At 72.8% G+C, this 18,937-nt stretch carries 20 protein-coding genes; 14 read left to right on the plus strand and 6 right to left on the minus strand.

The genetic code is table 11. From position 1 onward, the window contains the following. Positions 1 to 66 precede the first annotated feature (66 nt). The 5 genes from BUB75_RS13860 to BUB75_RS13880 are packed head-to-tail and all read left to right on the plus strand — an operon-like array spanning position 67 to position 5,383. Complete coding sequence (locus BUB75_RS13860; protein WP_073256803.1) at positions 67 to 1,743, plus strand: ABC transporter substrate-binding protein; 1,677 nt, start codon at positions 67 to 69, stop codon at positions 1,741 to 1,743. Beyond that, entirely contained in the window at positions 1,740 to 2,696 is a 957-nt protein-coding gene (locus BUB75_RS13865) for an ABC transporter permease (RefSeq protein WP_073256806.1), read from the plus strand. The genes BUB75_RS13860 and BUB75_RS13865 overlap by 4 nt, the downstream gene beginning before the upstream one ends. Next, complete coding sequence (locus BUB75_RS13870) at positions 2,693 to 3,601, plus strand: ABC transporter permease (protein ID WP_073256808.1); 909 nt, start codon at positions 2,693 to 2,695, stop codon at positions 3,599 to 3,601. Before BUB75_RS13865 ends, BUB75_RS13870 begins: the two co-directional genes overlap by 4 nt. Next, on the plus strand, positions 3,598 to 4,572 hold the full coding sequence (locus BUB75_RS13875) for an ABC transporter ATP-binding protein (RefSeq protein ID WP_073256811.1): 975 nt from the start codon (positions 3,598 to 3,600) through the stop codon (positions 4,570 to 4,572). Before BUB75_RS13870 ends, BUB75_RS13875 begins: the two co-directional genes overlap by 4 nt. Then, the gene (locus BUB75_RS13880) at positions 4,565 to 5,383 is read left to right on the plus strand and encodes an ATP-binding cassette domain-containing protein (RefSeq protein ID WP_073256814.1); all 819 of its coding nucleotides are present in this window, start codon (positions 4,565 to 4,567) and stop codon (positions 5,381 to 5,383) included. Before BUB75_RS13875 ends, BUB75_RS13880 begins: the two co-directional genes overlap by 8 nt. Before the next feature lie 70 nt (positions 5,384 to 5,453). Here the strand turns inward: BUB75_RS13880 and BUB75_RS13885 are convergent, their stop codons facing one another. Next, positions 5,454 to 6,059: a TetR/AcrR family transcriptional regulator gene (locus tag BUB75_RS13885; RefSeq protein WP_073256817.1), complete on the minus strand. Its 606-nt coding sequence runs from the start codon at positions 6,057 to 6,059 to the stop codon at positions 5,454 to 5,456. 65 nt (positions 6,060 to 6,124) lie between these two features. Between BUB75_RS13885 and BUB75_RS13890 the strand changes: the two genes are divergently transcribed. Genes BUB75_RS13890 through BUB75_RS13900 form a run of 3 tightly spaced genes read left to right on the plus strand, consistent with a single transcriptional unit; the run spans position 6,125 to position 9,730 of the window. Then, positions 6,125 to 6,583, plus strand: coding sequence for a DUF3237 domain-containing protein (locus BUB75_RS13890; protein WP_073256820.1), 459 nt, complete (start codon positions 6,125 to 6,127; stop codon positions 6,581 to 6,583). After that, positions 6,583 to 8,313 carry a CocE/NonD family hydrolase gene (locus BUB75_RS13895; protein ID WP_073256823.1) on the plus strand — a complete coding sequence of 577 codons (1,731 nt, stop codon included), beginning with the start codon at positions 6,583 to 6,585 and terminating at the stop codon, positions 8,311 to 8,313. Before BUB75_RS13890 ends, BUB75_RS13895 begins: the two co-directional genes overlap by 1 nt. 7 nt (positions 8,314 to 8,320) lie before the next feature. After that, the gene (locus tag BUB75_RS13900) at positions 8,321 to 9,730 is read left to right on the plus strand and encodes an amidase family protein (protein WP_073256826.1); all 1,410 of its coding nucleotides are present in this window, start codon (positions 8,321 to 8,323) and stop codon (positions 9,728 to 9,730) included. A gap of 97 nt (positions 9,731 to 9,827) precedes the next feature. Here BUB75_RS13900 and BUB75_RS13905 read toward each other — a convergent pair whose 3' ends face one another. Beyond that, positions 9,828 to 11,162 (minus strand): pyridoxal phosphate-dependent decarboxylase family protein, encoded by a 1,335-nt coding sequence (locus tag BUB75_RS13905; RefSeq protein WP_073256829.1) that lies wholly within the window; start codon positions 11,160 to 11,162, stop codon positions 9,828 to 9,830. Positions 11,163 to 11,210: 48 nt separating this feature from the next. Here BUB75_RS13905 and BUB75_RS13910 point away from each other — a divergent pair, with 48 nt between their 5' ends. From BUB75_RS13910 to BUB75_RS13920, 3 genes are read left to right on the plus strand one after another with little or no spacing between them, the layout of a single operon-like run. Next, a complete protein-coding gene (locus BUB75_RS13910) occupies positions 11,211 to 11,552 on the plus strand; it encodes an ArsR/SmtB family transcription factor (protein ID WP_073256832.1) in 342 nt (113 codons plus the stop codon). After that, complete coding sequence (locus BUB75_RS13915) at positions 11,549 to 12,037, plus strand: SRPBCC family protein (RefSeq protein ID WP_073256835.1); 489 nt, start codon at positions 11,549 to 11,551, stop codon at positions 12,035 to 12,037. The genes BUB75_RS13910 and BUB75_RS13915 overlap by 4 nt, the downstream gene beginning before the upstream one ends. Beyond that, on the plus strand, positions 12,034 to 12,867 hold the full coding sequence (locus tag BUB75_RS13920) for an alpha/beta fold hydrolase (RefSeq protein WP_073256838.1): 834 nt from the start codon (positions 12,034 to 12,036) through the stop codon (positions 12,865 to 12,867). Before BUB75_RS13915 ends, BUB75_RS13920 begins: the two co-directional genes overlap by 4 nt. A 1-nt stretch (position 12,868) precedes the next feature. Here BUB75_RS13920 and BUB75_RS13925 read toward each other — a convergent pair whose 3' ends face one another. Together BUB75_RS13925 and BUB75_RS13930 are read right to left on the minus strand one after the other, a co-directional pair. Continuing rightward, positions 12,869 to 14,062 carry a LacI family DNA-binding transcriptional regulator gene (locus tag BUB75_RS13925; RefSeq protein WP_218617502.1) on the minus strand — a complete coding sequence of 398 codons (1,194 nt, stop codon included), beginning with the start codon at positions 14,060 to 14,062 and terminating at the stop codon, positions 12,869 to 12,871. A gap of 52 nt (positions 14,063 to 14,114) precedes the next feature. Further along, entirely contained in the window at positions 14,115 to 14,330 is a 216-nt protein-coding gene (locus tag BUB75_RS13930) for a hypothetical protein (RefSeq protein WP_073256844.1), read from the minus strand. Positions 14,331 to 14,471: 141 nt separating this feature from the next. Between BUB75_RS13930 and BUB75_RS13935 the strand changes: the two genes are divergently transcribed. From BUB75_RS13935 to BUB75_RS13945, 3 genes are all read left to right on the plus strand, one after another. After that, entirely contained in the window at positions 14,472 to 15,590 is a 1,119-nt protein-coding gene (locus tag BUB75_RS13935; RefSeq protein WP_073256847.1) for a sensor histidine kinase, read from the plus strand. Next, positions 15,587 to 16,246: a response regulator gene (locus tag BUB75_RS13940; RefSeq protein WP_073256850.1), complete on the plus strand. Its 660-nt coding sequence runs from the start codon at positions 15,587 to 15,589 to the stop codon at positions 16,244 to 16,246. Before BUB75_RS13935 ends, BUB75_RS13940 begins: the two co-directional genes overlap by 4 nt. Positions 16,247 to 16,376: 130 nt before the next feature. After that, complete coding sequence (locus BUB75_RS13945) at positions 16,377 to 17,015, plus strand: DUF2306 domain-containing protein (RefSeq protein ID WP_073256853.1); 639 nt, start codon at positions 16,377 to 16,379, stop codon at positions 17,013 to 17,015. Between the two features lie 11 nt (positions 17,016 to 17,026). Here the strand turns inward: BUB75_RS13945 and BUB75_RS13950 are convergent, their stop codons facing one another. Beyond that, positions 17,027 to 17,680: a response regulator transcription factor gene (locus BUB75_RS13950; RefSeq protein WP_073256865.1), complete on the minus strand. Its 654-nt coding sequence runs from the start codon at positions 17,678 to 17,680 to the stop codon at positions 17,027 to 17,029. Beyond that, entirely contained in the window at positions 17,677 to 18,780 is a 1,104-nt protein-coding gene (locus BUB75_RS13955) for a sensor histidine kinase (RefSeq protein WP_073256868.1), read from the minus strand. Before BUB75_RS13955 ends, BUB75_RS13950 begins: the two co-directional genes overlap by 4 nt. Positions 18,781 to 18,937: the final 157 nt, after the last annotated feature.

Raw genomic sequence — 18,937 nt, forward strand, 5'->3', positions numbered from 1 at the left:
GAGCACGGTAAATAGTTAATTTCCATGATTGACAATCAACCCGGGTGGACGGCAGCCTGATCCCCCATGAACGCGACTCGTAGGACGTCCGGAGCCAGGCTGCGGCGGCTCCTCCCGGCGGTGACCTCGGTGCTCGCGGTGAGCCTCGCGCTCACCGCCTGCGACTCAGGCGGCTCAACCGGCGACGGAGCCGCCGACGGCAAGCTCACGCTCACCGAGTCGACGCCGGCTGCGGTCGGTGACGTCGACTCCGTGACGTGGGCATTACCGTACGGCGAACCACGCTCGCTCGATCCGGCGAAGACCGGCGACTACTCGGCGAACTCCGTCGTCACGAACCTCTGCGAGAGCCTGCTGCGCCTGCAGCCCGACTTCTCGACGACGCCGGGGCTCGCCGAGGTCGTCCAGAAAGACGCCACGACCGTCGTCATCACGCTGCGCAGCGGCGTGACGTTCTGGGACGGCGCGGCGCTGACCGCCGACGACGTCGTCTACAGCCTGAAGCGGAACATGGACCCGAAGCTCGCGTCCTACGCCGCGCACGTGTTCTTCAACGTCGCGTCGATCGAGGCGACCGGCCCCCTCGAGGTGACGGTCCGGTTCCGCGTGCCGGACGTCCAGTTCGTGAACAACATGGCCGGGGTGCCCGGCATGATCATGCAGCAGTCGTTCACGACGAAGGCCGGCCCGAAGGTCGGCACACCCAGCACCGGCGTCATGTGTACCGGCCCGTTCTCCGTCGGGAGCTGGAAGACCGGCCAGAGCATCACGCTGAAGCGCAACCCGACCTACTGGGACGCGGACCGCAAGGCCAAGGCCGCGACGTTCGAGTTCGTGTTCCTCAGCGACGACAGCACGCTGACCAGCGCGCTGCTCTCCGGCGAGGTGGACGGCGTCTACGGGGTGCCGCTCGGCGGCCTCGCCGCGCTGCGCCGGTCCGACGCCGGCACCGTCTACTTCGGCGAGAGCACCGAGACGTACAGCCTCGGCGCGACGTCGGATCAGGGACCGGCCGCGGACCCGCGGATCCGGGAGGCGCTCGACCTCGCGATCGACAAGAACAGCTTCGCGACCAGCGTGCTGAAGGGCACCGGCCGCCCGCTCAAGACGTTCACACCGCCGCTGGTGTGGGCGGGCAGCCCGGCGAAAGCGGTCTACGACGCCGGGTACGAGGCCCTGCCCGACACCAGCAAGGCCGACCTGGAGAAGGCGAAGAAGCTGGTGGCCGAGGCCGCGCCCAGCCGCAAGACGCTCACGCTCGCGGTGCCGGCCGGCAACCAGTCGCTGCTGCAGACCGCGACGCTGGCCCAGGACGCGGCGAAGAAGCTCGGGCTCACGCTGACGATCAAGCAGCTCCAGCCCACCCAGTTCTCCGGGCTGTTCTACGACCCGGCCGCCCGCGCCCAGTTCGACCTGGTCGCCACGACCGGCTACGTCGAGGTTCCCGGCGTGCTCTACTACGCGCCCGGCTTCGCTCTGAAGGGCGGCCTGTTCAACTGGACGAACTACAGCGACCCGTCGGTCACGAAGAACCTGACGGCCGCGGTGTCGGCCACCGACCCCACCACGTCGGCAGAGGCTTTCGTCGCCGCCCAGGAGGTGTTCGCACCGGCCCGGCTGCAGATCACGCTCGCCGAGTCCTACAACCGGCTGTTCCTCAACAAGCGGATCACCGGCGCACCGGCGTCGTTCGCCTACATCAGCTCGCCGTGGGCCGCACTCGTCGGTAAGGCGAAACCGTGAGAGCACTCCTCCTGTTCGTCGGGCGCAAGCTCGCCGGGGTCGTGGCGACCGTCGTGGCCGCCAGCCTGGTGATCTACGCCGCGCTCTACGCAGCGCCCGGCGACGCGGCGAGCCTGCTGGTCGGCGGCCACCAGCCCGACCCCGAGGCGCTGGCGCAGATCCGCGCGCAGTACCACCTCGACGACCCGTTCTTCGCCCAGTACTGGCACTGGGTGTCGGGTGTGCTGTCCGGCAACCCGGGCGAGTCGATCGTGGTCGGCGAGCCGGTCACGAGCCTGATCGGCGCGCGGCTGCTGAACACCGTGCTGCTGGTCGGGTACGCGTCGATCCTGATCCTGGGTATCGGCGTCACCGGCGGTGTCGTGGCGGGGCTGAGCGGCAAGAAGCTCGACGCGCTGATCACCGGGGCGACGACCGTGCTGATCGCCGCACCCGCGTTCGTCGCGGCGATCGTCCTGATCTGGGTCTTCGCCACGCAGCTCGGGTGGTTTCCGGTCTACGGGGCCGGGACCGGCTTCGCCGACCGGATCTACCACCTGACGCTGCCGGCGATCGCGCTGAGCCTGAGCTACCTGGCCTACGTCACCCGGATCACCCGGGCCGAGGTCCGGGCCGCCGCGATGGCCGACCACGTGGAGGCCGCCGCCGCCCGTGGCCTGCGACGCCGGTCGGTGCTGCGCCGCCACGTGCTGCGCAACGCCGCCCCGCCGGTGCTCGCGGTCTCCGGCATCACGGTGGCGGGCCTGTTCGCCGGGACGGCCGTCGCCGAGCAGGCGTTCGGCGTCCCCGGTCTGGGCTCGCTGCTGGTGCAGAGCGCCGCCCGGCAGGACCTGATCGTCGTCCAGGTGCTCTCGCTGCTACTGGTCGCCGCGTTCGTCGTCGTGAACATGCTGGTCGACGTGCTCAACGCGGTCCTCGACCCGCGTCTGCTCCGTGCCGGAGCGAACGCATGACTGTGTCTCCCGAGCGCAACCTCCTGCCCGCGGGCAAGCCGACGTCCGCGCCTCCGGCACCGGCCCGCCGTGCGTGGCTGAGCCCTGTGCACCGGCTCGCGTCGCTCGGTTGGGCCTCCGGCATCGCGGGGACGCTGTGCGTCGCGGTCGTGCTGGTCGCCGTGTTCGCGCCCTGGCTGGCGCCGCACGACCCGAACGCGATCGACCCGCTCAACGCGCTCGCGCCATACTCTGCCGAGCACCTACTGGGCACCGACGACCTGGGCCGCGACCTGCTGTCCCGGCTGATCGTCGGGTCGCGGTCCAGCCTGGCCGGGCCGCTGCTCGTGGTGGTGGCGTCGGGGTTCGCCGGAACCGCGATCGCGGTCTCGGCGGCGTGGTTCGGCGGCTGGTTCGACGCGCTGGTGTCCCGCCTCCTCGACATCCTGTTCGCGTTCCCCGGCCTGGTGCTGGCGATCACGGTCGTCGCGGTGTTCGGCACCGGGTTCGTGGCGCCGGTCGTCGCGCTGTCGGTCGCGTTCGTGCCGCTGGTGGCGCGGGTCATGCGGGCGGCGGCGCTGCGCGAGCGGTCGCTGCCGTACATCGAGGCGCTCCGCGTCCAGGGGTTCTCGGGGTGGCACATCTGCGTGCGGCACCTGATCCCGAACTTGGCGCCGCTGCTGTTCGTCCAGGCGGCGATCGGTTTCGGCTACGCGATGCTCGACCTGGCGTCGATCTCGTTCCTCGGTCTCGGTCTGCAGCCACCGGCCGCCGACTGGGGCCTGATGATCGCGAACGGTCAGCCGTCGATCCTGGCCGGTAGCCCGCAGCAGTCGATCTTCGCCGCGGTCGCGGTGGTGGTGACCGTGGTGTCGTTCACGGTGGTGGCCGAGCGGCTCGCCACCCGCTTCGGAGGGGCCCGATGAGCGGGGATCTGCTGCGGATCGAGGACCTCCGGGTCGACCTGCCCGGGCCTTCGGGTCACCGGTCGGTGCTCCGGGGCGTGTCGCTCCGGATGGCGCCGGGGGAAGCGTTGGGGCTGGTGGGTGAGTCGGGGTCCGGCAAGTCGATGACCGCCCGGTCGGTGCTGCGGCTGCTGCCCCGGGGTGCCCGGACGACCGGCGCGATCCACGTCGGCGGCGTCGAGGTCGGTGGCTTGGACAGCGGTGGCCTGCGGAGGCTGCGCTCGCGTGACGTCGCCATGGTCTTTCAGGACCCGCGGGCGACGGTCAACCCGGTGCGGACGGTCGGGGACTTCCTCGGCGAGGTCCTGCGTGAGCAGGGGCTGAGCCGCGCGGCGGCGGACGCGAAGGCCGGGCGGATCCTCGCCGAGATCGGCGTCGACCGGGTCGAGCGGCGGCTGCGCCAGCATCCGTACGAGCTGTCCGGCGGGCTGCTGCAGCGGGTGGTGATCGCGGCCGCGCTCGCCACCGAACCGGCGTTGATCCTCGCCGACGAGCCGACCACCGCCCTGGACGTGACCACCCAGGAGGAGGTGGTGGCGATCCTGGACGAGCAGCGGCGTCTGCGCTCGGTCGGGCTGCTGTTCATCTCGCACGACCTGGAGCTGGCCGCCGCGGTGTGCGACCGGATCGCGGTGATGTACGCCGGGACGATCGTCGAGGTGTTGCCCGCCGACCGGCTCCACGAGGACGCGCGGCACCCGTATACGCAGGCGCTGCTGCGGGCGCGGCCCGGCTCGGTGCCGCCGGGTGCCCGGTTGGAGACCGTGCCCGGGCGTCCGCAGTCGGCGTTCGACGCGCCTCCGACGTGCGTGTTCGCGGATCGCTGTCCGGCGGTTGCGGACGTCTGCCGGGTGGCCGTGCCGGAGTTCCGCGCGGTCGGGACCGGCGAGGTCGCCTGTCATCTGGTTTCCGCGGAGGTCGTCCATGGCTGAGCCGATTCTCGACGTCCAGGGGCTGCGCAAGGTGTTCCGCAGTCGCGCCGGCCTGCGGCACGAGGAGTTCGTCGCGGTGGACGACGTCTCGTTCACGGTGCCTGCCGGCGGGTCGCTGGCGATCGTGGGTGAGTCCGGGTCCGGTAAGACGACGTGCGCGCGGATCGTGGCGGGTCTGGCCACCGCGACGGCGGGCACGGTCGTGCTGGACGGGCGGCCGGTCGCCGGATCGTCGTTGCGTGACCGGCGGCGGCGCGCGTCCTGCGTCCAAATGGTCTTTCAGGACCCGTACCAGTCGCTGGACCGCCGGCAGACGGTCGCGCAGTGTCTGGCCGAGGTGCTCGCGCACCACACCGACCTCGACCGGGTCGGGCGGAACGCCCGGATCGACGAGTTGCTCGACCTGGTGGGGCTGGATCGCAAGCACGGCGGGGCGTTGCCGCGGGCGCTGTCCGGCGGGCAGCGGCAGCGGGTGGCGATCGCGCGGGCGCTGGCCGCGACCCCGCGGCTGCTGGTGCTGGACGAGGCGGTGGCGGCGCTCGACGTGTCGATCCAGGCGCAGATCCTCAACCTGCTCGCGGACGCCAGGGCGGCCACCGGCGTCGCGTACCTGTTCATCACCCACGACCTGTCGGTGGTCCGGCACGTGTGCGACGACGTCGTCGTGATGTCGCGGGGGCGGGTGGTGGAGACGGGGCCGGTCGAGCGGGTGCTCGACCAGCCCGCGGACGCGTACACGCAGCGGCTGGTCGGCTCGATTCCGCGGCCGGGTTGGGTGCCGCAGCGCCGCGGGGCCGACCGTGCGAGCTGAGCGGCTCCGCGGCGCGAGCGGGCGCACGCCTGGCGCGAGCGGGCGCCGAGGCGCGGCCGGGCGCGCCCTGTCAGCCTGCTACGGCGGCCGTTTTGAGCGCGAGTTGGTCGAGGAGCGCGTCGGCGGCGGTCCGCACCAGGCCGCCGCTCGCGACCGGCAGCCCGAGGTCGCCGATCATCGAGTTGCCCAGCGCGAGGCACCACAGCCCGTAGGCGGTCGACCGCAACGCCGCCGGGGTGGCCGTCGGGTACTCGGCGGCCAGCGCGTCGCCGATCGTGTCCACCGCCTCCTGGTACTTGCCCTGCAGGATCGTGCGGACGCTCGTGTCGGTGAGACCGGCGGTGACCAGTTCACGGATGATCGTGTCGTCGTCGCTGGTCGGCATGATGCCCTGGCCGAACAGGTAGTCCATGGTCAGCGGAAGCTTGTCCCGCGCCTCGGACTCGGCGACCGCGCGCACGAACTCGGCCTCGTAACCGGTGTAGAGCCAGGTGGCGAACGAGCGGAGCAGGTCGTCGCGGTTGCCGACGTAGTGGCGGACGTGGCTCCGGCTCAGCCCGGACTCCTCGGCCACTCGCTCGAGCGTCGTTCCGACGAGGCCGTAGGTGCGCAGGCACCGGCCGGTGGCCTGCATGATCTGCTCGGTCCGCTCGGCAGCGCGACTCGGGCGCCCCATGCTGTCCGCTCCCTTTGATTGTCGTTTTGATAAACAATACCGCTCTCATGAACGAGGTACTCACTATGTTGCCCGAGCCCGAGTTGGCGTTCGCCTTCGAGGCACGCGTGGACGTGGCCGAATCGCTGCACGTGGGCCGTGGGCCGGACGAGGTGCTGATGTTCACCCCGATCACCGGCGGCACGGTGGCCGGGCCCCGGCTGAACGGCACGGTGCTGCCCGGCGGTGGTGACTGGTCGACCACCCGCGGCGCGTGCACCGAGTTGGACGCGCGGTACCTGCTGCGGGCGGACGACGGCGCGGTGATCGACATCGTCAACCGCGGCTTCTGGCGGGCGACGCCCGAGGTGGATGCCCGGGTCGAGGCGGGCGAGGACCTGCCGGAGACCGAGTATTACTACCGCACGAGCCCGGTCTTCCGCACCGACGCGCCCGCGCACCGGTGGCTCGCCGAGTCGGTGTTCGTCGGGCTGGCGCGTGGTGAGCGTGGCCAGGTGTGCATCCGGTTCTTCGAGGTGCGTTGATGGAGATCGTTCGCACGGGGCCCGGACCGCTCTCGCCGGACGCGACCCAGTACATGGTGCGGATGCGGGACGGCGTCCGCCTCGCCACCGACGTCTACCTGCCGGCCGGTGACGTGGGCGCGGGGCCGACGATCGTCACCCGGCTGCCGTACGACAAGACCGGCGAGTACACGTTCATGCCGCAGGTCGCGGCGTACTTCACCGCGCGCGGCTATCGGATGGTGGTGCAGGACGTCCGGGGCAAGTTCCGCTCCGAGGGCGAGACGCTGCTGTTCGTCAACGAGGCGTACGACGGGTACGACACGATCGACTGGGTGGTCCAGCAGGACTGGTCGGACGGGGTCGTCGGCATGTGGGGCGACTCGTACTACGGCTTCACGCAGTGGGCAGCGGTCTCCACGGCGCATCCGGCGCTGCGGGCGATGGTCCCCCGGGTCACCGGGACGCGGCTCGGCGAGCTACCGGTGCCCTCGCCCGGGGACCGGACGCACGACGTCGAGATGTCGGTGCACCGGTTCTATCCGCTCTCGTACTTCCACGACCGGGACATCCTGGAGTGGGAGCTGGACTGGTCGCGGCGTCCGCTCGCCGAGGCCGTCGAGGAGTTCTTCGCGGCGGTGGGCAGCCGGTCGGCGTCCTACGACCTGTGGTTCCCGCACCCGGTGACGCTGCGGCGGTTCCCGGCGGGCAGCCCGTTCGACGCGCCCGCGGTGCCGGTGCTGATGACGATCGGCTGGTGGGACAACTGCGCGCCGTGGCAGTGGGCCGACCACCGGGAACTCGTCCGGCGTCCGGGGTGGGCGCGGAACGAGTACCTGCTGCTGGAGGCGATCGACCACGAGAACACGTCGCACTTCGACCGGGACGCGACGCCGTTGGAGTCGCTGGACCGGTACCTCGGCCCGGCGGTCGAATTCTTCGACGTGTTCCTGCGCGGGTGCCCGGGTGAGATTCCGGCAGTGCGGTGGCAGTTGGCGAACTCCGGTGACGCTTCGCTGCGGGTGTCGTCGGCGTGGCCCCCGCCGGAGGCTGTCGAGGTGACGTGGGTGGCGTCCGGCGCCGCAGCCGCCGCCGGTGCGGCCCCCGGCGGCGCGCTGACGCCCCTGCCCCGGCCCGAGCCGGCGGGCGCGGCGGGCGCGGCGGGCGCGGCGGGCGCGGCGGGCGCAGCGGATGTGGCCGCCGTGGCCGGGGCGGGCGGGCCGGCTGAGGTCGCGGAGTGGGTGCATGACGCGGCGGCGCCGGTCGGTTCGCCGGTCGGGAACCCGTTCGCGTTCCTCTCCGAGTACCCCGACGAGCGCGACGCCGCCGACCGCCCGGACGTCCTGGTCTTCACCGGCGCGGCCCTGACCGAGCCGCTCGACCTGGCCGGACCGATCATGCTCAGCGCCACCGTCGGCTCGGACGGCCCGGAGATGGATCTGTTCGCCCGCCTCCTGGACGTCGCCCCCGACGGCGCGGCGCGGCTGATCGCCCGGGGCCAGCAGACGATCCTGGCACCGGGCGGCGCGTTCCCGGTCGTCCTCGACCTCGGGCACACCGGCTACCGCGTCCCCGCCGGGCACGCGTTACGGCTCACGCTGGCCGGCAGCGACGCACCGGAGTTCGTGCCCGCGCCCGGCACGGGCGAGCATCGCTGGCTCGCCGCCACCACCGTCCCGAACCGGCAGTGCGTACGACTCGGCGGCCCGGACGGCGTCCGTCTGCGTTGCACGGTCCTCCCCGGAAGCTAGGAATCACATGGAAATCACCCAGCTGACCGCCGTTCAGATCGCGGACGCCGTCCGCGCCGGAACGCTCACCGCCACCGCGGTCGTAGACGCGCACCTGGCCCGGATCGCGCAGGTGAACCCCGACGTCAACGCGGTCACGGTCGTGCTCGCCGACCGTGCCCGGGCGGCCGCAGCCGAACTCGACACCCGGATCGCGGCCGGCGAGGACCCCGGCCCCCTCGCGGGCGTGCCGATCTCGGTGAAGGAGAACATCGACCTCACCTGGTCGGCGACGACGTCCGGCCTGCCGTTCTTCGCCGACCTCGTGCCCCGCTCGAACGCCACGTTCGTCCAGCGCGTGCTCGACGCCGGTGCGATCCCGGTGGCGCGCGGCAACATGCCGGACGTCGGGCTGCGCTGGGACACCGACAACGACCTGTTCGGACGCACGCTCAACCCCTGGGATCGGGAACGGGTTCCCGGCGGCTCCAGCGGCGGGGACGCGGTCGCGGTGGCGACCGGCATGGTCGCCGCCGGACTCGGCAACGACTACGGCGGTTCGCTGCGACTGCCCGCCCACGCTGCCGGCATCGTCGCACTGCGGCCGTCCGCGGGCCGGGTCACTGCCCCCAGCCGAGAGGCTGACGGCGGGCCGGTGTCGCTGTCGCTGCAGGCGTTCGCGGTGAACGGGCCGCTGGCGCGGTCGGTCGACGACCTCGACGCGCTGTTCGCGGTGCTGCACGGTGCGGACGACCGGGATCCGCTGAGCGTCACGGTTCCGCATCCTTCGTCCTACGCCGGGCCGCGGCGGGCCGCGGTCACGGTGGATCCCGTCGGCTGGGGTGTCGAACCCCAGGTCGCGGACGCCGTCCGGCGAGCCGCCGACGCGCTGGTCGCCGCGGGCTGGGACGTCGAGGAGGTCGAGCCGCCGCAGGTCGACCGGGCCGCGACGCTCTGGCGTCAGCTCTCGGCGACCGAGATGGCCCCCGCGCTGCTCACGCCGGGCGCCTTCCCCGGTCCGCTCTCCGACGGCACCGTGCGGTACTTCCGGGACAACGTCGCCGGGGTCGAGTTGCTGGACACCTCGGCGGCGTACCAGGCGGCGTGGGCGGAGCGGTTCGCGATCGCGGCGGCGTGGCGGGCGTTCCAGAGCCGGTACCCGGTGGTGCTGGGTCCGGTGGTCACCGAGCGGATGCCGCTGATCGGGTACGACCTGAGCGGCCCGGAGGCGGTCACCGCGCAGTGGCGGTCCCACCGTCTGCTGGTGACCGCGAACTTCCTCGGGCTGCCCGCGGTGGCCGTGCCCACCGGGGTGACCGACGGCGCGCCGCAGGGCGTCCAGGTGATTGCGGCGCTGCACCAGGACCACGTGGCGCTCGCCGCCGCCCGCGCGATCGAGGCGGCGGGCACGCCGCTCACGCCGGTGGATGTGCGGTAATCCCCGCGCCATGACTGAACCGTTCTCCCCACCATGGCGGGGAGAACGGTTCAGTCACCTCACAGGGCCGACGGTTCATCGAGCACGACGATCCGCCTCAGTTCTCCGCCAGGGCCTGCACGAGTGTCTCCAGGGCAGCGTCGTCGGTGGCGTGGTCGGAGACGCTGATCCGGATCGCCACCCAGCCCTGCCAGGTCGTCGTCCCGAGCCAGGTGGCGCCCCCGCGCTGGATCGCCGCGGCGGCGCGCCGGGTGCGCTCGTCATCGTTTCCGATCCGCACCAGCACCTGGTTCAGCGTGACGGTGTTGAGCACTTCGATGTGGTCAGGGAGCCTTTCGGCAATACGACGCGCCTGCGCGCACGACGTTTCGACGAGACGGGCCACTCCCCGGCGCCCGAGGCTGCGGAGTGCGGCGTACACCGCGAAAGCGCGTGCCCGCCGGGAACTCTCCGGGGTCCAATCCGAGCCGTGGCGCTCGCCGTCGCGGACGAGGTAGTCGGCGGACAGCCGCATCGCCGCGCGATGTGCGTCCGGGCGCGCGCAGAGCACGACCCCACAGTCGTAGGGGACGTTCAGCCACTTGTGACCGTCGGTGGCGAGCGAGTCGGCCTGCTCCAGTCCGTCGGTGAGGTGGCGAAGAGCGGGTGACGCGGCCGCCCAGGCCCCGAACGCGCCGTCGACGTGGACCCAGGCGCCTGCGGCGTGCGCCTGCTCGCAGATGGAGGCGAGCGGATCGACCGCACCGGTGTTCACGTTGCCCGCCTGCGCGCAGACGATCGTCGGGCCGCCGCCCAGGCGCAGGCCGTCGGCGCGCATCCGGCCCTGGTCGTCGACGTCCACCACCGCGAGCTGGTCCGAGCCGATGCCGAGGAAGCGCAGCGCGCGGTCGATCGTCGCGTGCCGTTCACGTCCGACGACGACGGTCACCGGCGGGGCGCCGAACAGCCCGCGCTTCTCCAGATCCCACCCGGCCTCGGTGAGCACGTGGTGCCTGGCCGCCGCGAGGCCGGCGAAATTGGCCAGCTGGGCGCCGGTCGTGAACCCCGCCGACCAGGTGTCCGGCAGCCCCAGCAGGTCGCACAGCCAGCCACGGCAGATCTCCTCGACCGCGGCGGCGGCCGGCGACAGCGCGAAGAAGCCGGGGTTCTGGTCCCAGGTGGACGCGAGCCAGTCCGCGGCCAGCGCGGCGGGCAGCACGCCACCCTCGACAAAGCCGAAGTACCGGCCGCCGTTGGTCAGCACCAGCCCCGGATCGACGTTCCGCGCGAGGTCCCGCACGACGTCCAGCGGGTCGACACCCTCGTCCGGCAGCGTGGAGTCGATCGCCGCGACCATCTCCCCCAGCGTCACCGGCCGCGCGACCGGACGCGCCCCCGCACCGGCGAGGTACTCCGACGCGAGAGCGGCGGTAGCCGAAAGTAGTTCGTCCATGCGTCCCAGTCTTGCGTCGAGCTGCCCACCGCACTAACGTACAACCACATGGTTGTAGATCAGGCGAACGCCGACCGGGTGTTCGCCGCGCTGGCCGACGCGACGCGGCGTGACATCGTCACCCGGGTGCTGCGGCAGGAAGCGTCGGTCTCCACGCTCGCCCGGCAGTACGACATGAGCTTCGCCGCCGTGCAGAAGCACGTCGCGGTTCTGGAGCGGGCCGGGCTGGTCACCAAGCAACGCCGCGGAAGGGAGCAACTGGTGCGAGGCGACATCGACACGATTCGGCGCGTCCGCGAGCTGCTCCGGCAATACGAGGACATCTGGCGCGGTCGGATCGACCGCATGCACGACCTACTGATCGAACAGTCCCGGGAGGACTCGCCATGACCGTGATCAACACGACGCCCGACCTCGACGCCGGCACGCTGACCGTCGTCGCCGAGTTCCCGGCGCCGCCGAAGGCCGTCTGGCAGCTCTGGGCGGACCCGCGCCTGCTGGAGCGCTGGTGGGGGCCGCCGACCTGGCCGTCGACGTTCCGCGAGCACGACTTCACGGTCGGCGGCGTGGCGAAGTACCACATGACCGGCCCCGAGGGTGACCGCGCGAACGGCTGGTGGCGCTTCGTCACGCTGGACGAGCCGCACACGCTCGAGTTCGAGGACGGTTTCGCCGACGAGCAGGGCAACCCGAACCCGGACCTGCCGACGACGTCCGCCCGCGTCGACATCGCGGAGATCCCGACCGGGACGCGGATGACGATCACGAACCGCTTCGGGTCCACGGAGGAGCTGGAGAAGGTACTCGCGATGGGCATGGCCGAGGGCATGGCACAGGCCGTCGGTCAGATCGACGAGCTCCTCGCGTCCGCATGAGCCCCGCGACGGTGGCGACGCTCGGCGTCGAGCACTTCGGCGACGCCGTGGCGCCGCTCGTCCTGCTCGCGGGCGGCACGACGATGCTCTCCTGGCCCGACACGCTCTGCGAGGCGCTCGCGCGCGGTGGACGCCACGTCGTGCGGTACGACCTGCGCGATTCCGGCGCGTCGACCACCGTCGATCCGGACGCTCCGGCGTACACGCTGCGCGATCTCGCCGCCGACGCCGCGACGCTCGCCCGTCAGCTCGACGACCGGCCGGCGCACCTGGCCGGCATCGGCGTGGGCGGGATGGTCGCCCAGGTCGCCGCGCTCGACCACCCGGACGCGTTCTCGGCGCTCACGCTGGTCGGAACGCGGCCGGTCGCACCGGGCCCGGCCGACGACGACCTGCCCGACCACGACGCGGCGACGATGCAGCAGCTGTTCTCGCATCCGATGCCCGACTGGTCCGACCGCGCCGCGGTGGCGGAGTTCGCCGCCGCCGGCGCGGAGATCCTCGGTGACGACCCGGCCGCCGCGCGCACCACCGCCGAGCGCATCTGGGATCGCACGCCGAGCACGGAACCCGCGGTGCAGATGGCGAACCAGCTGGGCATGGTGTTCAGCAAGCTCGACTGCACGCCGCGCTGGCGCGGGCGCCTGCCCGAGCTCACGATCCCGGCGCTGGTGGTGCACGGCCGCCGCGATCCGTTCTTCCCGGTCGGCAACGCCGAAGCGCTCGCCCGGGAGATCCCCGGAGCGCGGCTGCTGGTGCTCGAACAGGCGGCGACCGCGATCCCCGGCGCGGCCGCCGACGAGGTCGCGGCGGCGATGCTCGCGCTCTAGGTCAGGCGCGTGGCGGGGCGGTGCTGTCCCGGACGATCAGCTCGGTCGGCAACAGCACATGGCGTGCGAACGCCTCCGCACCCGCCGGCGCCCGGCCGAGCGCCGCCGTGAGCATCTCGGCCGCGATCTGGCCCTTTTTCGGCACGTCCTGCCGGACGGTCGTCAGCGTCGGCCGGAACGTCCCGGCCAGCGGATGGTCGTCGAACCCGACGACCGACAGATCCTGGGGGACGCGAAGCCCGAGGTCGTTCGCGGTGCGGATGATGCCGAACGCGATGACGTCGGAGAAGCAGAGGATCGCGGTCGGCGGATCGTCCCGCTCCAGCAGCAACCGCGCGGACTTGCTGGCGTGATCGATCGTGTCGTCGAGCTGCCGCACCATCAGCGGCTGCACGCCCGCCGCGTCGAACGCCTCCATCCACCCGGCCAGGCGCTCGCGGGACGCGTACCCGGAGACGTCACGGCCCTCGACCTCGGCGAGGTCGCGGATGACCCCCTGCGGGCCCCGGACCCCGGCCAGCGCCAGGCCGATCCGGCGGTGCCCCAGGTCGATCAGGTGCTGGGCGGCGGCCCGCGCACCGTCCCGGTCCGCGACGTTGACGCTCGGGACGTCGTCGATCGGGTCCTGGTCGATGAAGACCATCGGCAGCCGACGCCGCTGCAGCCAGTCGAGCGCGGCGGTTCCCGGGTCGCACGAGTAGACCAGCACACCGTCCATCGCGACGTCGCGCGCCGGGACGATGTCGCCGGTGTCGAACGCGCTCAGCAGCGTCAGCGCCAGCCCGGTCGGCTTCAGCTCCTCGGCGATCGCACCGAGCAACTGGGTCGACACCTGGTCGGTGAACGCGAACCCGAGCGACTCGGTGAGCAGGAAGCCGACCGCACCGGTCGTGCCCTTGGCGAGCGCGCGAGCGGACGGGTCGGGCCCCACGTAACCGAGTTCCGACGCGGCGGCCAGGATCCGCTCGCGCAGCATCGGCGACAGCTGGTTCGGGCGGGAGAACGCGTTGGAGACGGTCATCCGGCTCACCCCGACCCGGTCAGCGATCGTCTGCAAGGTCACCCGCCCCATGCCTGCCACCGCCTTCCGCTGCCCCACCGTATCCGGCGGCGACGGCGTGTGGTGCGGCACGGCCCGCGGCGGAGCGAGCACAGCGCGAGGGGGAACCACGAACCCGCCCTCAGGGACCGCCATGAGGGCGGGCTCGTGGTCGTCCGGTGGGCGCAACATCGGTCTCAGCCCGGGGTCAGGCCGGTGCGCAGCCGCCGGCCTCGGCCGCCCGGCGGGCACGCCGCGGTGCGCGCTTCCGAACCGAGCGCCCGGCCGGAATGCCGGTCAGTGCGGTCTTGAGGCGTCCGAACACGGACGGCCGGTGGCCGGCGGCCGGTGCGTCGAGGCGAGCCCCGGCCATCCGGTGCGCGTCGGCGTTGCGGGCGATCAGGTAAGCGGCGGGGAACTCCATGGTTAACATCTCCTCTATACCGGTAAAGCCCTGTGCTTTACCGGTATAGCACGGCCGCGCTATACCGGTAAAGCCTCCACCGAAAACCCGGCGTCCTTCCGGCCGATCCGCGCTCGCCCGACCGGCCCGTACGATCACGCCGTGAATCGCCTGCTCCGGTTGCTCTGGGACGAGCCGCCTCCCCCGCAGCCTCCGGCACCGGTCCGGCGGGACCGCGCGCTGCTGGCCGTCCTGGCGCTGTTCGTGCTGCTGGAAGGCCTGCTCAGGCCGGATCTCCCCGGGCGGGCCGTGACGATCGTGGTCGGGTTGGGGCTGCTTCCGACGCTGCTCTGGCGGCGCAGCCGGCCACTGCTCGCCGTCGTCGTCGCGTTCGGTGTCACCGGGGTCGCGGCCCCCGTGATCGGTGCCGAGCCGCGGCTGGCGTCGATGATCTACCTGCTCCTGCTGCCGTACGGGCTGTTCCGCTGGGGGTCCGGCCGGGAGATCGTGATCGGCTCCGGCGTCCTGCTCGCGAAGGTCGGCACCGGGCTGCTCGTCGACCTCACGCCGGGGGACGCCGCGGGCGGCCTCGCCGTTCTGGTGGCCACCGCCGCGACCGGGACAGCGATCCGGTACCGGGCGAACGCGCGCGCCCGTGAACTCGACCAGGTGAAGCTCGTCGAGCGGGAGCGCCTCGCCCGCGACCTGCACGACACCGTGGCCCATCACGTCTCGGCGATGGCGATCCGCGCGCAGGCGGGCATCGCGGTCGCCGAGACCGAGCCCGGCGCCGCGGTCGACGCGTTGCGCGTCATCGAGGCCGAAGCGTCCCGGACCCTCGCCGAGATGCGCTCGATCGTGCGCGTGCTGCGGTCCGACGAGGCGGTGGAGCGGCTTCCGGCGCCACGCGCCGCCGACCTCGCGCGGCTCGCCGGGGACACCGCTGGTGGCCCGCACGTCGACGTCCGACTCGTCGGCGACCTGGAGCACCTGCCCCCACCGATCGACAGCGCGATCTACCGCCTCGGGCAGGAATCGGTCACCAACGCCCGGCGCCACGCGCGGCACGCGACGCGGATCGACGTGCGGGTGGTTGCCGACGGCGACACCGTGCAGCTCCGGGTCAGCGACGACGGTGAGCCCGGGTCACCGCACGCGCCCGGCTACGGCATTCTCGGCATGATCGAGCGCGCGGACCTGCTCGGTGGGCACTGCGCCGCCGGACCCGCGCCCGACCGCGGCTGGACCGTGGACGTCGTCCTTCCCCGGGCGGCGACGTGACGGTGCGGGTCGTCCTCGCCGACGACCAGGAGATCGTCCGAACCGGGCTGCGAATGATCCTCAACGCTCAGCCGGGCGTCGAGGTGATCGGCGAAGCCGCAGACGGACGGCGCGCCGTCGAGCTCGCCAGGCGGCTCCGGCCCGACGTCTGCCTGCTCGACGTCCGGATGCCGGACCTCGACGGGATCGAGGCCACCCGCGAACTGGCCGGTCCGGGTGTCGCCGACCCGATGGCGGTCGTCGTCATCACGACGTTCGACCTGGACGAATACGTCTACGCCGCGCTGCGGGCGGGCGCCCGCGGGTTCCTGCTCAAGGACGCCGGTCCGGCGCTGCTCCGGCAGGCCGTCCACGCCGCCGCGAGCGGCGACGCGTTGATCGCTCCGAACGTCACCGTTCGGCTGCTCCGTGCCTTTGCGGACGCCGAGCCCGGGCCGCCGCCCCGCCAGCCGATCGAACCACTGACCGACCGGGAGGAGCAGGTGCTGGCCGCGCTGGCAGTGGGGCGGACCAACGACGAGATCGGCGCGGAGCTGCACATCACGCTCAGCACGGTGAAGACGCACATCGCGAGCCTGATGGCGAAACTCGGCGCCCGGAACCGGGTCGAGGTCGCGATGTGGGCGTACGCCACCCACCGCGTCACGCCCCACTGACCCCGGCGCCCCGCGGCCGCGGGGCGCCGCCCGCGCGCCGAAAGTACGTCCGATCCGGCGTCTTCCGGCCGGGGCGACTGCGGCCTCTGCTCCGATGAGTCGCGGCCGGGATCTCGTCACGATCAAAGCCATGACCACGCTCGACACCCGCACCCGTACCCGCCGCTCCTCCGGCCTGCTCGTTCCCGTCGCGCTGCTCCTGCTGGCGTTCGTCCCGGTCGTGGCGGGCGCGTTCCGGCTGACCGAGCTGGCCGGTGGCCCCGAGGTCACCCCGGAGAACGCCCGGTTCGTCGCCGCGCCGGTGCCGATCGTCGTCCACATCGTCAGCGTGACCGTGTTCGCGGTCCTCGGCGCGTTCCAGTTCGCGCCCCGGTTACGGCGGTTCCGCTGGCACCGCTGGTCCGGCCGGGTGGTCGCCCCGAGCGGCATCGTCGCGGCCCTCTCCGGCGTCTGGATCACGCTGTTCTCCGGCCGCGCGGAGACCGACGGGGACGCGCTGGCCGTCATCCGCGTGCTGGTCGGCGCCGCGATGACCGCGTTCCTCGTGCTCGGCGTCCGGGCGATCCTGCAGCGGCGGGTCGCGATCCACCGGCGCTGGATGATCCGCGGTTATGCGATCGGCATGGCGGCGGGCACCCAGGCGTTCACGCAGGCGCCCTGGATGATCCTGGTGGGCCCGCTCGACGTTCCGAGCAAGACCGTGCTGACGACCCTGGGATGGGTGATCAACATCGCGGTCGCCGAGTGGATCATCCGCCGGCGCGCCTGACCTGATCGACGTCAGTCGACGAGCCCGGCGCGGAAAGCGGCGAGGGCGAGCTGCACACGGTTGGTCGCGGCGAGCTTCTCGAACAGGTGCGAGACGTGGCTCTTCACGGTCGCCTCGCTCATGTGGAGGCGACCGGCGATCTCCGCGTTCGGATAGCCGCGTCCGATCTCGACCAGCACCTCCCGCTCGCGCTCGGTCAGCTCCTCGAGCCGCGCCAGCGCCTCCCGCCGGGGGCGCGTGCGGTCCTCCGCGGCGACCCGGGTGATCACCTGGCGGGTCACGCTCGGCGAGAGCATCGACTCCCCGGCGGCGGCGAGCCGCACCGCCCGCAGCAGCTCGGTCGGCGGTGTGTCCTTCAGCAGGAAACCGTTGGCGCCCGCCGCCAGCGCGCGGAACACGTCGTCGTCGGCGTTGAACGTGGTCAGCACGACGACCGCGGGCGGATGGGCGCGTGCCCGGAGTTCCGTCGTGGCGGTCACCCCGTCCATCCGCGGCATCCGGACGTCCATCAGCACCACGTCGGGCCGGTGCCGGCCGACCGCCTCGATCGCGGCCCGGCCGTCCTCGGCATCCCCGACCACCGTGACGTCGTCGGCGGTCTCCAGGATCAGGCGTAACCCGGCGCGCACCAGGGCCTCGTCGTCGACGAGCAGGACGGAGATCACCGGGCGTCCGCCTCGGCGGGCAGGTCGAGCCACGGCACGATCGCCCGCAACTCCCACCCGCCGTCCACCGGTTCGGCGTCCAGCGCCCCGCCGACCAGCCGGACACGCTCGCGGAGCCCGACCAGGCCGGAGCCGGACCCCGGTAGGTCCAGCGGCGCCCCGTTCGACGCCGGGTTCGCGACCGTCACCCGCACTCCCTCTTCGTCCCGCCGCACGGTCACCGTGACCACCGCACCCGGCGCGTGCTTGCGCGCGTTCGTGAGCCCCTCCTGCACGACGCGGTGGACCACCCGCGCCGACGGCGCGGGTAACACACCCGCCGTATCGTCCAGCATCACGTGCTGACCGGCGCGGGCGGCATCCGCCACCAGCGACCCCAGGTCGGTGAACGGCTCGGCGTCCGCGTGCAGGACCTCCAGCACGGTTCGCAGCTCGTGCAGCGCCTCCCGCGCGGTCGTGCGGATGACCCCGGCCCCTTCGCGGACGCGATCCGCGCCCCCGTCGGCGGTCAGCTCCAACGCTCCGGCGTGCAGTGCGATCAGCGAGACCTTGTGCGCCAGGACGTCGTGCATCTCGCGGGCGATCCGGGTGCGTTCGGCGGCGCGCGCCTGCTCGTCCCGCAGCGCCCGCTCGGCGTCCGCTCGCTCGGCTCGTTCGCGCCAGGCCTCCTGCAGCACGCGGCGCGTGGCGACGTGAATGCCGACCCCGACCGGAACCGCCACGCCGATCGCCGCGTACACCGCGTCCGACAGCGTGAGACGCCCGACGTCGATCCAGAACCAGCCGGCCGCACCGGCCCAGCCCACCAGCGCGAGCCACCCGACGTGCCTGCGCGGCGCGTAGGCGCCGGCCGCGTAGAGGCCGGTCAGCAGCGGGCCGATGTTCCCGGACAGCGCGTACCCGACCGCACCGGCCGCCGCCGCGACGTGCGGCAGGCGGCGACGCCACCACAGGGCGACGCTCGCGGCGACGCCGGCCACCGCGATCACCGGCAGCGGCAGCGCCGACCACGGGGTCTTCACCGCGAGCGCGGTCAGGAACAGGCAGCCCAGCACGAGCAGGCCGTCCGCCACCCGTCGATCACCGCGCCACCGAGACATGACCGCAGCCTAGGCAGGCGCGGGTGCCGAACTCATGCCACTTCGGTCGGCGATCGGCTCCGACTTTCCGCGGAGACGGCCGCCGCCCCCGCGCCGATGTGGCCGGTGCCGCCCCGCCGCGACGCTGAGCCCGTACCTGCCCTCGGAGAAGGAGAGC

Origin of the sequence: Cryptosporangium aurantiacum, assembly GCF_900143005.1 — a bacterium.
GTDB lineage: Bacteria > Actinomycetota > Actinomycetes > Mycobacteriales > Cryptosporangiaceae > Cryptosporangium > Cryptosporangium aurantiacum.

Bases quoted from the DNA above. Each gene is read 5' to 3' on its own strand.
- BUB75_RS13880 (WP_073256814.1), top strand. From the start codon at position 4,565: ATGGCTGAGCCGATTCTCGACGTCCAGGGGCTGCGCAAGGTGTTCCGC.
- BUB75_RS13890 (WP_073256820.1), top strand. From the start codon at position 6,125: ATGTTGCCCGAGCCCGAGTTGGCGTTCGCCTTCGAGGCACGCGTGGAC.
- BUB75_RS13875 (WP_073256811.1), top strand. From the start codon at position 3,598: ATGAGCGGGGATCTGCTGCGGATCGAGGACCTCCGGGTCGACCTGCCC.
- BUB75_RS13925 (WP_218617502.1), bottom strand. From the start codon at position 14,062: ATGGCGGTCCCTGAGGGCGGGTTCGTGGTTCCCCCTCGCGCTGTGCTC.
- BUB75_RS13910 (WP_073256832.1), top strand. From the start codon at position 11,211: ATGGTTGTAGATCAGGCGAACGCCGACCGGGTGTTCGCCGCGCTGGCC.
- BUB75_RS13900 (WP_073256826.1), top strand. From the start codon at position 8,321: ATGGAAATCACCCAGCTGACCGCCGTTCAGATCGCGGACGCCGTCCGC.
- BUB75_RS13915 (WP_073256835.1), top strand. From the start codon at position 11,549: ATGACCGTGATCAACACGACGCCCGACCTCGACGCCGGCACGCTGACC.
- BUB75_RS13930 (WP_073256844.1), bottom strand. From the start codon at position 14,330: ATGGAGTTCCCCGCCGCTTACCTGATCGCCCGCAACGCCGACGCGCAC.
- BUB75_RS13860 (WP_073256803.1), top strand. From the start codon at position 67: ATGAACGCGACTCGTAGGACGTCCGGAGCCAGGCTGCGGCGGCTCCTC.
- BUB75_RS13870 (WP_073256808.1), top strand. From the start codon at position 2,693: ATGACTGTGTCTCCCGAGCGCAACCTCCTGCCCGCGGGCAAGCCGACG.
- BUB75_RS13945 (WP_073256853.1), top strand. From the start codon at position 16,377: ATGACCACGCTCGACACCCGCACCCGTACCCGCCGCTCCTCCGGCCTG.
- BUB75_RS13920 (WP_073256838.1), top strand. From the start codon at position 12,034: ATGAGCCCCGCGACGGTGGCGACGCTCGGCGTCGAGCACTTCGGCGAC.
- BUB75_RS13885 (WP_073256817.1), bottom strand. From the start codon at position 6,059: ATGGGGCGCCCGAGTCGCGCTGCCGAGCGGACCGAGCAGATCATGCAG.
- BUB75_RS13955 (WP_073256868.1), bottom strand. From the start codon at position 18,780: ATGTCTCGGTGGCGCGGTGATCGACGGGTGGCGGACGGCCTGCTCGTG.
- BUB75_RS13905 (WP_073256829.1), bottom strand. From the start codon at position 11,162: ATGGACGAACTACTTTCGGCTACCGCCGCTCTCGCGTCGGAGTACCTC.
- BUB75_RS13895 (WP_073256823.1), top strand. From the start codon at position 6,583: ATGGAGATCGTTCGCACGGGGCCCGGACCGCTCTCGCCGGACGCGACC.